The sequence below is a fragment of the Pseudomonadaceae bacterium SI-3 genome (assembly GCA_004010935.1).
In the GTDB taxonomy this organism is placed as follows: Bacteria; Pseudomonadota; Gammaproteobacteria; order Pseudomonadales; family Pseudomonadaceae; genus Stutzerimonas.
Map to the genome: position 1 here is coordinate 1,785,945 of CP026511.1, position 14,402 is coordinate 1,800,346.

Here is a 14,402-nt window from a genome sequence, read left to right on the forward strand (position 1 = left end):
ATAGAGCTGGGCATTTTTTAGCCATGTCTGCCGTCGCCCGGCCAAGGCATCAATGCCATTAGGGGCGAGCCAAGGATCAGGCGTCCGCTTTGGAATCTTCCGGCGAGTACTGATCGGGCTCAGCGATTTCCGAGCGATTCCGGCCGTTTTGCTTGGCACGGTACAGCGCGGCATCGGCCAGCTTCAGGACGCGTTCGATGTCGCTGGCGTGCATGGGCCAGACTGCGATTCCCAGTGAAACGGTAATGTTGCCGACCACGGGGATTTGCTCCAGCTCGACGCTGGTGCGCAGACGCTCGGCTACCAGCAACGCCGAATCGAGGGTGGTATTGGGCAGCAGCATCAAGAACTCCTCGCCGCCGCTGCGACAGAGAACGTCAGCGTCCCGTGAGCAGGTCGTCATCAGTCCAGCCATCTGGCGGATGACGGTATCGCCCACATCATGACCGTGGGTGTCGTTGATGCGCTTGAAATGGTCGATATCCAGCGCTATGACCGCAAATGATCGGCCCTCGCTGGCGAGCATCTCGAGGGCCAGTGTGAGGCCGCGACGGTTGTGCAGCCCGGTCAGCGGATCGGTTTGAGCGTCCAGGTTGAGCTTGCCGATGCGCTGATGCAGCAGGCTGATGCCCAATTGCATGGCGCGCTTGAGTTGCGCCGCTTCGAAATACCAGGAGCGGATACGCTGAATGCGCTCAGCGCTGTTGGGAGCATCCATTTCGCTGGCGCGCTGGGCCAGCTGAGAAAGCGGTCGCGTTATCAACGTCGCCAGTCCCCAGATGCAAAGCAGCGTCAGCAGGGCGAGCGGTGCCGTCTCTCGGATGACTTTGAGCATCAGATCATCGAGCGGCTGCAGCGTGTCGGCGGTTGGTCGCTGGGCCACGATGCCCCAGCCTGCTGCTGGGGAGGCCGCATAGCCAGCCAGCATATCCACGCCTTGACTGTTGATCACTCGAAGGCTGCCGGACTCCCCTTGCAGCACCCTGTCGATGACTTCGTTCTCGCCCACTACTGTACCCAGGCGTTTCGGCTGCGGGTGATAGAGGAGCCTTCGTGACTGGTCGACGGCATAAAGGTAGGAGCCGTCCTGATAGAAGTGCTCGCCCAACATGCTATGGAGGATGTTGCGCTCGCGCAGAGAAATCACCCCGCCTATATAGCCGAGGTAGGTACCGTCACGGGCGACGATAGGATGCGAAATAAGGATTACCAACGTACCTAGTGCCGACGTGTACGGGCTGCTGATCAGCGGCTCGCGCTTAGCCAAGGCTCGGAGAGCACCCGGTGAGTTCAGCTTTTGCCCGACCAATAGGCCGGTATTCGGAGCGGTCGCCAGCACTTCGCCTTGGGCGCTGGTAACAACGACGGCATTGAAGCTGTCTGTCTGCTGCCGAAGCCGTCTGGCTTCCTCGTTCAGTACACCGTTGTCAGGAAACTGGGCAGCGATATTCTCAGCGCTGACGGCCAATTGCTGCTGGGCCGAGTGAAAGAACAATTCTGTCCCGTCTGCCAGTTTTGCCGCATAAGCGCGGTTGGCAGCCAGCGTGCTGCCGATCAGCGAGTCACGCTGGACCTTATAGCTGGCGTAGAAGCCGATACCGAGCGTGATCAAGCCACTCAGCATTGCCAACAGGATGATCAGTCGGCGCAAGTCCAAGCGAGGTAGGCGAGCGGTTTGCATAATTCCGGTTGTAATCAGTCTCGGTAACGGTGCGATGTAGAGATTTTGTTTGCCTCCAGCAACGACTGCAATCAGTCGACATAGGGCTGGCTGCTCCTGGCTCAGGGGGTAACTCGCGAGACCCTAACACGGTCATCGAGCAGGCAAACAAGATTATTGACTGCGTCCCCCTCGCTATCATGGGTAAAACATGAACAACCGAGCGCGGCAGGTGACCAATGTGCACCGGCGAGTAATTAGGTCCGGGGTCCCTTTGCTACCATGCGCTCATTGATCGAAACGGAAAGCTGCTGTGACCGACAACTCTACCTATTCGCCAACCGCGCCGACTCATGTTCCGACCGGCGTGCCAGGGTTGGACGCTGTCCTCAAAGGTGGGCTGCTACCCCGAGCGGTCTATATCGTTCAGGGTGGGCCTGGCGAGGGAAAGACCATTCTTGCCAACCAGATCTGTTACAGCTGGGCGGCTCGTGGCGAGCGCTCGCTGTATGTCACCTTGCTGGCTGAAACCCACCACCGTCTGCTTCGTCATTTGCAGAACATGCGATTCATGGACAACCAATTCGCCGGAACTTCGGTGGTCTATGAAAGTGCTTTCGACATTCTGCGTACCGACGGATTGGAAGGCATCCTTCGCTACCTCACGCGCAACGGCAAGCGCCAGCAGGCTTCGCTGATCGTGATTGACGGCCTGTTCGCGCTGGAAGAAAACGCCGCCTCGGAGCGAGCGTTCCGTGAGTTCATCAACGACTTGTCGATCTACGCTGACGTGGTTGGGTGCACCATTCTGTTGCTGACCAACAGCAAGCGCGACTCCGGTAGCCCTGAGTTCACTATGGTTGATGGTTGGTTGCACCTGGGGAGCGACGAGGACCAGTTCCGCACCTACCGCTATCTACAGGTGCGCAAGTTCCGCGGCAGCGACTTCATCTCCGGTCGGCACATGACCTCGATCACCAGCGACGGTTTTCGCGTGTTTCCGCGGCTCGAGGCGGTCACTGGCGATCTACAGTCGGCAAACATGCGCGACGAGCGCTTGAGCACGGGCGTCGCCGGGCTCGACGACATCATTCAGGGCGGCATTCCTTTTTCCTCGACGACCTTGCTGGTAGGCCCGACAGGGGTAGGCAAGACCACCTTGGGACTGAGCTTCATCTGCGAGAGCAGCGAAGCCGAGCCTGGGCTCATTTTCGGCTTCTACGAGGACGCCCACAGACTGCGACGTCGTGCGAAAGCGCTTGGGCTTGAGCTGGGCGCGATGATCGACAGCGGCGTGGTGGAGGTGGTCCATCACTCCCCGACGGAGCTGTTACAGGATCAGCTCGCTGAAGAAATTATCGAGGAGGTCCGCCGCCGGGGCGTCAAACGGCTGTTCATCGACGGCATCGACGCGTTCAAGCAGGCGGCGGTGAACGAGCAGCGGCTGGGCCGTTTTGTCAGCACTCTTACCGCTATCCTGCGTTGCGAGGGCGTGACTACGGTATTTAGCGCCGAGCTGGCCGAGATCGTCGGTGGCGAACATGGGCTGCAGTTCGCGGCGGTCTCGGCGATAGCGGAGAACATCATTCTGCTGCGGTACGCGGAACTCGAGTCGAGGCTCTACCGTACTCTAGCCATTTTGAAGATGCGTGAAAGCGGCTTCGATCCCTATGTATATGAGTTCTATCTGGGCGAGGGAGGATTCAAGCTCGGAGGGAGGATGGAGCGTACCGAGGGGGTCGTGACGGGGCAGCCCCACCGTCAGACCCTAACGGGAGGGCGGGATGCGTGACGAGCAGCCGCAAGAGCTCGACCCGCTCGTGTTGCTGGTCGAGGATGAGCTCGGCCTCAGCAAGCTGATGGTGATGATTCTCGAGGACGAGGGCTACCGAGTCGTCGAAGCGGCAAATGGCGCGCAGGGCTTGGCCAAGCTTGAGCAGGAAAAACCGGCGCTGATCATCACTGACTATATGATGCCCGAGCTCAATGGCTACGAGATGGTTTGCACGATACGCAAGAACCCGGCGTTCGACGACGTGCCGATTCTGATGATGAGTGCTGCCTTGCCTCAGCAGTTGCCGGTCGACGATCTGGTCGATCATTTTCTGCCCAAGGGCACCGGGCTTGAGAAGCTGGTGACCACCATTCGCCATCTCATCGAGACTGGCGGCAAGCCTTTAGAGCCGGCTCCCTAATGGCCGGCCGGCTGCTGCGCTCAGGGCGCCGGGGTTAGGCCCGCACCGCTGACACCTTGCCGGTTGCTTGGCAGGAAGCGCTTGAGGCGCAACGCTGGCGACTCGATCAGGTGCCAGGACAATGCAGCGATGGCGATGCTCGCTGCCAGGCTGATCGCCATGAACATTGGCAGCGAAAGCTTCGGGTCCAGCCAATGAACCAACAGCTGCTGCACTGGGAAACTGAAAATGTAGATGCCATACGAAAAGTCACCGTATCGGCCGAAGCGAGACAGTCGCGGAATTCTCAGGTGCGCCAGGTAAATGGTCAGGTAGGGCAATGTCAGCACATGAACGAGGAACCACCACTCGGTCCTCGCGCTGATCAGCGAAAGCGTAAGCAGCACGACCGCGATCTTCCAGTCCCAGGGCAGGATCTTGCGATACAGATAGAGCGCTGATCCGAGAAAGAAAAACATGCCCAGGCGAGTCACCTTGCGCAGCATGTCGCTCTCCAGCCCAAGGTTAGGCGCCAAGTGGAAATGGATGAACATAAGCGCGATTGGCACTGCCAGTACGGCGATTCGTCCGAACAGTTTGAGCAGCCCCAGCAACAACAACATCGTGTACATCAGCACTTCATAAGGCAGCGTCCAGACTGATCCATTGACCGTCTCGGGGAACGGGTTTTCGGTGAATACGCCAGGCAGGTGGAACTGGGTGAACAGCGCCACATTCGTCAGATAGCGGACGGTCTGGCTATTGAGCAGGTACTCGCTCAGCGACAATTCGGTGGCCAGCGGGCCGACAATGAAAGCCGTGAACAGCGTCGATACCGCTAGCGCCGGAAATATTCGCAGCGCTCGTTTGCCGGCGAAGTCCAGGCTGCTGCGGCTGTGAATCCACGATGCGGCAATCAGAAAACCGCTCATGACGAAGAATAGATTCACCGCTATCTCGGCCGTATCCATCGAACCGGTGAACAGCCGCACCGGTTCGACAGCGCCCAGTCCGGACAGCCAGTAACAATGGCCAAGCACCACTGCGGACGCAGCGAAGAAGCGTAGAAAGTCAAAGTTGTTTTCGTCGCGTTGCACCGATGCGATATCCATGCGCGTCTCCTAATCAAGTCCAGAACAGTCAACGCAGTGGGAAGGTCTTGTTCATGCCCAATGCACCGTTTTCGCCGTCATGGATGGCCTGCTCGAGAAGCGCCAGGCGCTCCCGGCTGTTACGCAAGCGGGCAAAGAGGCGCAACAGGGTGAGAAAGACCGCTCGGTTGAGCCAGTGAAGCCGGGGCGAAGCGGCCCAGACGTTTTTGTCGAACCATGCTTGGTTGCGCGCGGTGTAGTAGGCGCGGAAATCGGAATCACCAAGCAGGAAGGTTTCGTAGATGTTGCTGGTGCGCTCCTTGATGTTCCAGGACTGCTCCAGCTCCTCGATCACGGCTTCGGTAAAGAGATACAGTCGTCCACCGCTGGCGGTAATGCGCCGGGTGTATTCGGTATCGTCAACGTAGAGGACCAGTTCCTTGAGCGGCAGACCTATCCGTTCATACAGGCTTCGATGGGCGAGCATGCCGCCGTAGGGGGCGAATGGCAGGCTGATGCTCGTGGGTGGCCTACTGGGCCGCTTGCCCCAGGGCAGCCGACGCCAGAGTTTGTAAGGCAGCTGGGCGATATGAAAACCGAAGTAGCTGGAGCGCGGCTGGCGGATGTACCGCGGGGGCACGCCTTGCGCAACGTCGGCTTGTTGCGTTGCCCGATAGCCCAGCACCGCGACCCGATCCTTGCCGAGCAGGCTAGTGAGGCGCGCAAGCTCGCGGTGCAGAATCGATACCGCGGCAGCCGTGGGCGCGTTGTCGTCGTCCATCATCCAGATGTAATCGGCATCCGTAGCCAAGGCGGCCTGAAGGCCCACCGCGTAGCCATTGGCCGAACCGGTGTTCTCTGTCAGCTCGATCAGGCGGACCTGGTCCGGCCAGCGTTCCGTCAACTGATCGAGTGGTGCCAGCGCCGCGTTGCTTACCACCACCACGCCGCTGATGGCGGTAAAGCTCAGGGCCCGTTCGATCAGTTGCTGGAGATAGGGCAGCCGGTCGCCGTAGGTCACGGTAACCACAGTGGTTTTCGAAGTCATGGTTGTCTCGGCGTGAATCCTGAGGATGCCCGCTACCTTGATAGCGTGGCTCATCTGGCAAGGCCCTTGCGGCGATGCGGTTGGAGCGATAGCGGGAACTCGTTGAGCGTGGTCTACAGCTGAATCAAACGATCTTGTCGGGTGCGTTGCTGATTGCTAGATACGTTCCATTGGCCGATCGATCGGCGGAAGAAGGGCTATCGTCCTCTGCGGTAAAGAACGCGTGGAAGACACTGATCAATGGGTTATTACCGGGCATGCCGGCGATTGCCGGAGCCTGGAATATTTCCGTATAGGAATACCCGTCTGCATACACCAGCGTTTGCTTGGTTTGGTCTGCACTGTCCATGGCGTCTCCAAATAGGTCGCGGGTTAAAACGAGTAACGAGTGCTTTCGCCTGAGCGGATGTACGGGCTGCCGGAAAGCGGCTTCGCCAAGCGAATTGGGGCAGGAGATGGTGTGTCGGCGTGGTTGACCACGATGCATGGGCTAACGCTCTGGCGTGACCCGAGGTTGTAGATATTCTTTCCAGCCGCACAGCGGGACGTGCCCTGCGCAGCACTCTCATACTCGTGCAGGTGCTGCTCATCGTATGCTGAGCCGGTTTTGTGGCTGGCGTTTGTTGTCCCGCTGATCAGCAGCGCGAGGCTTAATGCCGAAAGGGTCTGAATGCGGTGTGTTGCGGTGGTTGTGTTCATCCTTGAAGCCTCGCAATGGGGAATGAGGGCTCGGTCAGGCGTGCTTCATCGGTACAGCCGTCGGGTAAACCTGAGCCACGCTCAGAGGGGTTACCGTTGGTCGATGCAACAGCGCGTCCTGCCCTTGAAGCAACGAAACCTCTCGAACCCTAGTATCAACGAACACCTTAATCTCCTGCCTGAATCGTTCGGTTGAAAATCGCTCTGCGCTTGTGCGGCAAGTCTCAGGCAGGATCAGATGCGCTTGCGCCTCGAATTGCCCCACAGCGGCTATCAGTGACTCCGGCGTCTGTTCGGTATAGAACACGCCCGTCGGCTCGGGGTGGTCGATTCCTCGTACGGTTTCCAGTACACCCCCTCTGCCATAGGCGATAACGGGCGTGCCGCATGCCTGGGCTTCGATGGGTGCTATGCCGAAGTCTTCTTCCGCTGCAAAGACGAAGGCGCGGGCGCGCTGCATGTGGTGCAGCAGCACCGCGAAGCTCTGATACCCCATCAGCGTTACGTTCGACGTGGCGAGCTCCTTGGCCTTTTCCATCTCAGGTCCGCTGCCGATCACGACCAGCTTCTTGTCCGGCATCCGCGAAAACGCCTCGACGATCATCGGGATGCGCTTGTAAGGCACCATTCGCGAGGCGGTCAGGTAGTAATCCTCCTTCTCCGCGTGGAGCGTGAACTGGCGCGTGTCGACCGGCGGGTAGATCACCGTGGATTCGCGTCGGTAGCTCTTGTTGATTCGCCGGCCGATGAAGTGCGAGTTGGCGACGAAGTCATCCACGCCGCTGGCGGTGCGCTGATCCCACATGCGCATGTAGTGCAGGAGCATGCGTGCCAGCTTGGCCTTGAAACCATGGTCCAGGCTCGCTTCGTGCAGGTACTGATGTTGCAGATCCCAGGCATAGCGAATCGGCGAGTGCACATAGCTGATATGCAGTTGGTTGGGGCCGGTCAATACGCCCTTGGCGACGGCGTGACTGCTGGAAATCACCAGGTCATAACCCGACATGTCCAGCTGCTCGATGGCCAGTGGCATCAACGGCAAATACTTCTGGTAGTGCGTCTTCGCCTTCGGCAGTTGCTGAATGAAGGTCGTGGTGGCGCGCTTGCCGCCGAGGTTGGCGCGGTCTTCGTCGGAGAGGAAGTCGATCACGGAATAGAGGTCGGCTTCCGGCCAGACGTCCAGTAGTCCGGAAAGCACCCTCTCAGCACCGGCGTAGGTCACTAGCCAGTCATGAATTATGGCGATTTTCATTGCGATGGCCTTTTTGTAGGTTGGGGAGTGGCGGCCGTCCCCTCAGTTGCCGTGACGGGAATCGCAGCCGATGCCGTTACTGCTGTACCGGCGGGCGGGGGTGGTGCGTCGGAACAGTCAGGTGGCGGACCGGGCCTCGGGCTAGTGCTTTGGCTGGCTGAATGGCAGCGAATTGATGCCCGCAACATTGGTATTTCGTGCTCCAGTGAACGCTTGGTCGATGAGCCTGGAAACCTGACGAGCCGAGGTGTTCCAGCAATACCGCGCGACGTTAGCCTTGCCTCGTCGCCGCAGGTCCTGACGTAACGCGGCGTCGTTGAGGATTCGCTGCATGCTCTGTGCGATGTCCTCGACGTTCAGGGGGTCGAAGTACAGTGCGCTGTCGCCCAGAACCTCCGGAATAGATGCGGCGCGCGCAGCGATAACCGGGCAACCGCAGGCCTGGGCTTCGAGCGGCGGGATGCCGAACCCTTCATACAGCGAAGGAAACACGAAGGCAGTCGCACCCTGATAGGCTTCGACCAGTTCCTCATCGGTTAGCCTGCCCAGCATGCGAATGCGCCGACTGCCTGGCACGTCGTGAAGGCTGCCCGAGAAGATCCGGTTCGAGTCGCCAATGATGCGTAGCTCGACTTCACACCGACCTTCCATGCTGAGGAATGCCGCCACCATACGGGCGAAATTCTTGTGTGCACTGGGTGACGACACCGCCAGCAGGTAAGGCGCCGCCTCGCGCGGGCATTGCTCTGCGCAAAATGGTTGGAAACGCCCATCCACGGCGTTCGGCACGACACATATGCTGCTTGCTGGATAACCGTAATGGCTCGCTATTTCCTTTCTGGAAAAGTCGCTGACGGTGATCAAGGCTTTGGTTCGTCCAAGCAATAACGGGGTCAGGTTTCGGTACATGGCTCTGAATGTCCTGGAATAGCTTTCCGGGTGCCTGATGTAAGTGATGTCGTGGTGCGTTGCGATCTGGTTGCCATAGAACAGAGGGGCGGTGTTGCACAGCGAGACCAGGGGGGGGTAGCCGTTGCGTGCCAGCCACAGTGGGAGGTCCAGCTGCTCCCATGCATGCCCTCGGTGTCGGCCAATACGTCGGACCTGCAATTGCTCTGCGCTTTCGTGCAGGCGTATGTCTTCGGGTGCGACGAAGACCAAGTCGTCGCGCATGTCCTTCAGCTGCAGGGAAATTTGTTCAGCGAACCGCTGTACGCCCCGCATGTCCTGGGTCAGGAAGCGAGCATTGATCACGATCATCTTGAGTTCCTTCTGTTCAACGAGTCGAGATGGGTTGCAAGGGCTCGGATCCGACCGAATCAGGTCCGAGGCTGAGGATTTTCGGAAACGCGCTGAGTTCGACGCGGGCGGCGCAGTGATCCGCGTTGCTCGGGCATTGCCAGGCGATAGCGGTGGTCCACCCCTTGTCGGGCTGAGCGGTATCCAGCAGTTTCAGGTTGCTGGCTGACCTGCCTGCCGAGGTGATGGTGACCGGGCGGGTCTGGTCTGTAGTACTCCAGGCCACCAGAAGCTGATCTTCGTCGTTGCCGAAGCGCAGCAGAACGCTGTTTCGGGATTCCTCGACCCGGCCCAGGAACTGGTAATCCTTGATGATCGGACTGATCGCTTCGAGCACCTGGTATGCAGGTTTTGGCGAGTAGTCCTGCCTGAGCAGGCCGAAGTTGTGTTCCCGTTCGCGCTTGTCGGTGCCGTCGTTGCGGAAGTCGTACCACCAGTATCCGCGCACGTTGGGTAGTGTCCTGGCGAGGAAAAAACTCCGTGCCAGATACGCTGCTTGTAGGGTTTCGTCGATGCCGCAGGCACCTTGGTGCGCAGGCCAGGCCATTTCCGTCAGGTAAAGCGGCACCGGTTTATTGGCGGCACGGGACAGTTCCATGTCGACGCCGGCGAGCCATTCGATCCAGGCTTCCGGTGTGTTCTCCCCTCGACGCCTGCAATGGACGTAGGGGTGCAACGAGAGGCCATCGACCGATTGCATGATTCCGGCCTCGATCAGGCGCAGCGCGAAGCCGGATTCGATGCCCTTCGTGGTCACTGCACCGGCCAGCACTTTGGCGTCCGGGTCATGCTGGCGGATGATGCCCGCGGCATCGGTGATTAGCCGGGCGTAGTCCGCGGTGAACTGCGGATCGACCGGGTCCTCGACATCCCATTCGTTCCAGATCTCGTAATGTTTGATGCGGCCGCGAAACTGCTCGGCGGTGAACGCCACGTAGCGGTTGAATGCGGTGCGTACCGGTTCGCTGCGTGGCTTCTCGCCGTCGCCGTGAAAGCGATTGCCGTAGCCAAGAATGAACAGGCTGTCGATCCCCTGCGCTTCGTTGCCGGCAAGATACTTAGGCCAGTGCGGTTCCACCTTGAGCTGATCGCGCCTGCGCTCGAGGAAGGCCCAGTGCGCATCGGTGCGCACGGACTCGATGCCAGCTTGTTTCAGCAGCTGCACGCCCTTGCTGGTGCTGTCGCGTAGGTGCAGATCATGCGAGCAGACCCCCAGAATGAACGGGTCCTCAGCTGGCTGTGCCGGTGCCTGCATGGCAAGGACGGTCACAGCGGCGGCAATCGCCAAACGGTGTAGTGGATGGCGACATTTCATGGCCGGTCGTCCCTGGTTTTTCGCTTGTCGAGTTCAAGGCCGTAGCGCGTTGATACCGTAGCAATCGGGTGGTGACGCTCACGCGGCGTCAGGGCATGTGCGATGGCCATGCCGAGGAATAGGGTGGCCGTAGTGACTTCCAGTACGTCGGTTGCCCAGCCAATCAGGATGGTGCAGAAAACGATCCCCAGCAGCGCGTCGCGAATGCGCGGGCCACGGTCATGCAGGCGCAGCAGCAGCGGAAACAGCAACAGATACAGCAGCACGCCGAATACGCCGAGCATTCCCCATAGATACAGCGCGGTGTTATCGGCGATGCTCAGCAGCTCCAGCCAGGCCAATGGAAAGGCTGCCGCGCTGCTGCCTACTGCACCGAAACCCGCGCCCCACCAGCCCCAACCTTCATTGGTCACGACGTCGATGAAATTTGGCCAGCTGTGAATCAATCGGTCATTGAAGGACGCCAGCAGGCTGGCGCTATAGGCCTCGCTCTGCGGAATGTTCAATAGCAGGCTGGCGATCGGCAATGCCATTCCGGTCAGCACGGCAATGAAAAATGCCGTGGCGCTGGGCAGGCGATAGCCGGCCAAAAACAGCATCATCAGGGTCAGCAGGTACGCAGCGGCGGTGGATTTATTGGTCGTCAGAAAGATTGCGCCGAAGGCCACCGGGTACAGCACCATCCGTAACAGCCGCGACTGCAGGAACGCCGCCAGGAACAGGCTGTACAAGGCGATCATCACGGCCAGGTTGGTCGACATCCTGGCGAACCCGGCGAGACGGTCGGTACTGCCGAAGGCCCATGATTTGTTAGCGGTCAACTCGACATCGCCCATCATGTAGCTATAGCCCTTCCACGGCACGCTGGTGAACATGTCCAGCGCAATACCGAGCAGGGACGCGACCAGGCACAGGCCGATTACCCAGCTGAGCAGGCGGGTTCTCTGTTCCAGGTAGCCGCCGCAGAACAAGCCGAACAGCAGCGGAATGTAAATAAACAGACTGAAGCCGACATTGCCGAGTGTGGCGCCGTGCAGCAGCGCGAACAGGCTCGAGACCAGCACAGCAAACAGCACCAGCCACACGCCGGGTTTGCTTTGGGCCCTGGGTAATTCCAACGCAACCGCGGCGACGCAGGCCAGCTTTGGCAGGTAGAGCAGGGCGGATACGCCGGCAACATCCAGGTAGTAGCGAAGTGCGCCGGCAAAGGTTTCGCTGATCAGCAGCGAGGCCGCGATCAGCGTGAGCACGGTGGGTTTGTCAATCGCCAGCGGTCTCGACCTGCGGTGCGAAATGGTCAGCGAACTCGGGTTCATCGTGGGCGCTCCGGCCGTGCAGCGTGGAACACAGGATCGACTGATACTGATCGAGCATTCGTTCCGTATCTAAGAAAGTGGCGACGCTATCGCGTGCCTGGCTGGACAATCGATGGCGCAGGCCGCTGTCCAGATAGAGCTTGAGCATGGCCCTGCCGAGGGAGTCGGGATCGGTCGGCGTGCACAACAAGCCATTCAGGTTGTCCCGGATGATCTCCGGCAGGCCGCCCATGTTCGTGGCGATGACGGGTAGATGCTGCGCGCAGGCCTCGACCGCCACCAGCCCGAAAGGCTCAGCCCAGATTGACGGTACGACCAGTACATCGATCCCCTGCATGAAGCGTTCTGAAGGCTGATAGCCGACGAACCTCACTTTGGAAGGGTCGGCCAGCTCGTTGAGCTTCGCTTCGTAATCCAGCTTGCCGCGACCGGCGATTTCCAGCGTGGCGTTGATGGACAGCGCCTGGAACTGCTCGATCAGCCAGCCCACCCCCTTGTTTTCAGACAGCGTGCCGATGTAACCGAAGCGCAGCAGGCCGCTGTGATGCAGGCGTGGCTTGGCCGAGTGGCTGTGGCTGGAGTCGACGCAGTTGTGCACTACATGCTGGCTGGCCCGGCTGAAGTAGCCCTCGGCCGTTATTCGATCGAGGACGAAACGACTCACTCCGATGACCGCTGCGACCTGAGCCGACGCAGCAGCATGCGGCTGGCGAAAGGCCGAACACATGCCGCACTGGCGCTCGCAGCTTCGGCCCTTGCTGAACATGGTGTCCTTGGGGCAAAGCAGGTAAAGGTCGTGCAGCACCTGAGCGATCGGCAGCCCGGCCGCGCTGATCTCATCCCAGGCCGATATCGACCACCCGGTGAGGTTGTTACACACCACAACGTCAGGCCGTTCATGCTCGATGACGTGGCGCACATGCCGCCGCATGCTTCGGTTGTAACGGTCTCGATAGTGCCAACCGAGCCGCAACAGTCGGCTGGGACGGGACTGGGTGAAATGCCAATAAAAGTTATCCAGCCCGGCTCGGTAGATCCGCACGCCGTCGAGCTCTTCTTCGTGCAGCCCGGCCTCTGGTCCGGTCGCCAGGACGACGGTGTCGCAGCCGCGACGCTGGAGCCCTTCGGCTATCTGGCGAACAACGATTTCGGCACCACCGCCGATATGGGGCGCATACAAACTGTGTAGAACAAGGACTTTCATGGTGCGCCCCTCAATGAGCCGTCAATCCGATCGACAGGCCAGCGCTAGGCCAGAAGGGCGGCGGTGCTGCAGAGGTAGCGCGTGGGCACACGGACCTTTTGTTCACGCTGCAGCAGGTTCAGCAAGATCACCGAACGCTTCTCGCCGTCAGCGCTGACAAAGATCGCCTCGAGCTCGTTGAAGCTGCCGCCGTGCAGCTGCACCTTTTCGCCGGGTTCGAACTGCGGCTTCTGGGACGGGGCCGCCAGGCGTTGGCGCAACTGCTCGATCAGCTCGTCTCTGACCGGCGTCGGCTCGCTACCGAAGGCCACCACTCGGGCGACGCCGCGAGTGGAGCGGATCGGATACCAGTTATCCAGCTGCCGATCGAGACGGATGAACAGGTAGCCCGGAAAGAGCGCTTCGTCCGCCTTTCCGTTCCCTGCGGCGTTTGGCTTTACTGGCCGGTAGCACTCGAAGTGCTGACGTCGAAGATTGTCTTCGGCGCGGCTTTCCTGGCGGGGTTTGGTCTGGATCAGGTACCAGCGAGCGCTGCTGAGCGAGGTCATATGAACTGCCTTCCGTAGTGAAAATTTCAATGTCCGTTCTGTCGACGTCATGCGCCTTGCAACGTGGCCGACTGCTCTATTCCCTCGACCAGAGAAAAGCGTTTGAGCAGTGCCTGCGCTTCGCTTCGGCTGTTGAACATCAATACGTCGATGATCGACAGCGAGGGCACGAAGGGATGGTTGAACTGCGGATAGCTCAAGTCATCCATGCGCAAAAAGCGCAGCACCAGTCCGTTCGATCTGAAGTAGGCAGGACAGTAGAGCGCCGTGCCGCCAATGGGGTTGATGTACAGCTCGGCGTTCATCTTGTGGGCGATGGTGACGACGCGTTCCTGCTTGTCCATGCGTGCCGGCAAGCCCAACTCCGAGCCGATGCGGATAGGCGTTGCGATCTGCAGATAGGCGCAGATCCGCCGAATGGAGTTTTCGATGAAGCGCGCCAGGTTGCGCTCCGGATGAGCCAGAATCTGGCGCACCAGCGTTATCACCTCGGTCTTGTGTGGTGCGCGTGAGTAGCTCAGCTCCAGCGTTTTCAACAGTTTCTGAGCTTCCTGCTCGAACTCGTCGCATAGCCAGCGCTGGTTGATCGGGGAGAACTGGCTGGCTTTGCGCAACGGGAACGTGATCAGTTTTGGCTGCCCGTTCGCCAGCACGCGGTTACGGTTAATCCAGGAGCCCTTGACGTACTGAAGGTCGTCGCCCAGCACAAAGACATCGCTGCGCGCGATCAGCTGGAAATAGCCAAGGTAGGGGAACAGGTAGGGCTGCATCATCGAGACGGTTCTGAGCACGGGCT

The 14,402-nt window shown here is 59.8% G+C and carries 13 protein-coding genes; 2 read left to right on the plus strand and 11 right to left on the minus strand.

Features of this window, described 5'->3' with window-relative positions:
• Nucleotides 1-76 precede the first annotated feature (76 nt).
• The gene (locus tag C1896_08615) at nucleotides 77-1,681 is read right to left on the minus strand and encodes a diguanylate cyclase (protein ID AZZ44965.1); all 1,605 of its coding nucleotides are present in this window, start codon (nucleotides 1,679-1,681) and stop codon (nucleotides 77-79) included.
• A 292-nt stretch (nucleotides 1,682-1,973) separates the two neighbouring features.
• Between C1896_08615 and C1896_08620 the strand changes: the two genes are divergently transcribed.
• Nucleotides 1,974-3,452 carry a DUF2075 domain-containing protein gene (locus C1896_08620; protein AZZ44966.1) on the plus strand — a complete coding sequence of 493 codons (1,479 nt, stop codon included), beginning with the start codon at nucleotides 1,974-1,976 and terminating at the stop codon, nucleotides 3,450-3,452.
• Nucleotides 3,445-3,855 carry a response regulator gene (locus tag C1896_08625; protein AZZ44967.1) on the plus strand — a complete coding sequence of 137 codons (411 nt, stop codon included), beginning with the start codon at nucleotides 3,445-3,447 and terminating at the stop codon, nucleotides 3,853-3,855. Before C1896_08620 ends, C1896_08625 begins: the two co-directional genes overlap by 8 nt.
• 20 nt (nucleotides 3,856-3,875) lie before the next feature.
• Here the strand turns inward: C1896_08625 and C1896_08630 are convergent, their stop codons facing one another.
• The 10 genes from C1896_08630 to C1896_08675 form a co-directional block, all read right to left on the minus strand.
• Nucleotides 3,876-4,946, minus strand: coding sequence for an acyltransferase (locus tag C1896_08630; GenBank protein ID AZZ44968.1), 1,071 nt, complete (start codon nucleotides 4,944-4,946; stop codon nucleotides 3,876-3,878).
• A 28-nt stretch (nucleotides 4,947-4,974) separates the two neighbouring features.
• The gene (locus tag C1896_08635) at nucleotides 4,975-5,973 is read right to left on the minus strand and encodes a glycosyl transferase family 2 (protein ID AZZ44969.1); all 999 of its coding nucleotides are present in this window, start codon (nucleotides 5,971-5,973) and stop codon (nucleotides 4,975-4,977) included.
• 124 nt (nucleotides 5,974-6,097) lie between these two features.
• On the minus strand, nucleotides 6,098-6,322 hold the full coding sequence (locus tag C1896_08640) for a hypothetical protein (GenBank protein ID AZZ44970.1): 225 nt from the start codon (nucleotides 6,320-6,322) through the stop codon (nucleotides 6,098-6,100).
• A gap of 384 nt (nucleotides 6,323-6,706) precedes the next feature.
• The gene (locus tag C1896_08645) at nucleotides 6,707-7,924 is read right to left on the minus strand and encodes a glycosyl transferase (GenBank protein ID AZZ44971.1); all 1,218 of its coding nucleotides are present in this window, start codon (nucleotides 7,922-7,924) and stop codon (nucleotides 6,707-6,709) included.
• A 141-nt stretch (nucleotides 7,925-8,065) separates the two neighbouring features.
• The gene (locus C1896_08650) at nucleotides 8,066-9,184 is read right to left on the minus strand and encodes a glycosyltransferase family 1 protein (protein AZZ44972.1); all 1,119 of its coding nucleotides are present in this window, start codon (nucleotides 9,182-9,184) and stop codon (nucleotides 8,066-8,068) included.
• A 16-nt stretch (nucleotides 9,185-9,200) separates the two neighbouring features.
• Nucleotides 9,201-10,538, minus strand: a complete 1,338-nt coding sequence (locus tag C1896_08655) for a hypothetical protein (protein ID AZZ44973.1) — start codon at nucleotides 10,536-10,538, stop codon at nucleotides 9,201-9,203.
• Entirely contained in the window at nucleotides 10,535-11,854 is a 1,320-nt protein-coding gene (locus tag C1896_08660) for a hypothetical protein (protein AZZ44974.1), read from the minus strand. The genes C1896_08655 and C1896_08660 overlap by 4 nt, the downstream gene beginning before the upstream one ends.
• Nucleotides 11,799-13,058 (minus strand): glycosyl transferase family 1, encoded by a 1,260-nt coding sequence (locus tag C1896_08665; GenBank protein ID AZZ44975.1) that lies wholly within the window; start codon nucleotides 13,056-13,058, stop codon nucleotides 11,799-11,801. The genes C1896_08660 and C1896_08665 overlap by 56 nt, the downstream gene beginning before the upstream one ends.
• Nucleotides 13,059-13,102: 44 nt before the next feature.
• On the minus strand, nucleotides 13,103-13,606 hold the full coding sequence (gene rfaH / locus C1896_08670) for a transcription/translation regulatory transformer protein RfaH (protein ID AZZ44976.1): 504 nt from the start codon (nucleotides 13,604-13,606) through the stop codon (nucleotides 13,103-13,105).
• Nucleotides 13,607-13,653: 47 nt separating this feature from the next.
• Nucleotides 13,654-14,397 (minus strand): hypothetical protein, encoded by a 744-nt coding sequence (locus C1896_08675; GenBank protein ID AZZ44977.1) that lies wholly within the window; start codon nucleotides 14,395-14,397, stop codon nucleotides 13,654-13,656.
• Between the last annotated feature and the right edge of the window lie 5 nt (nucleotides 14,398-14,402).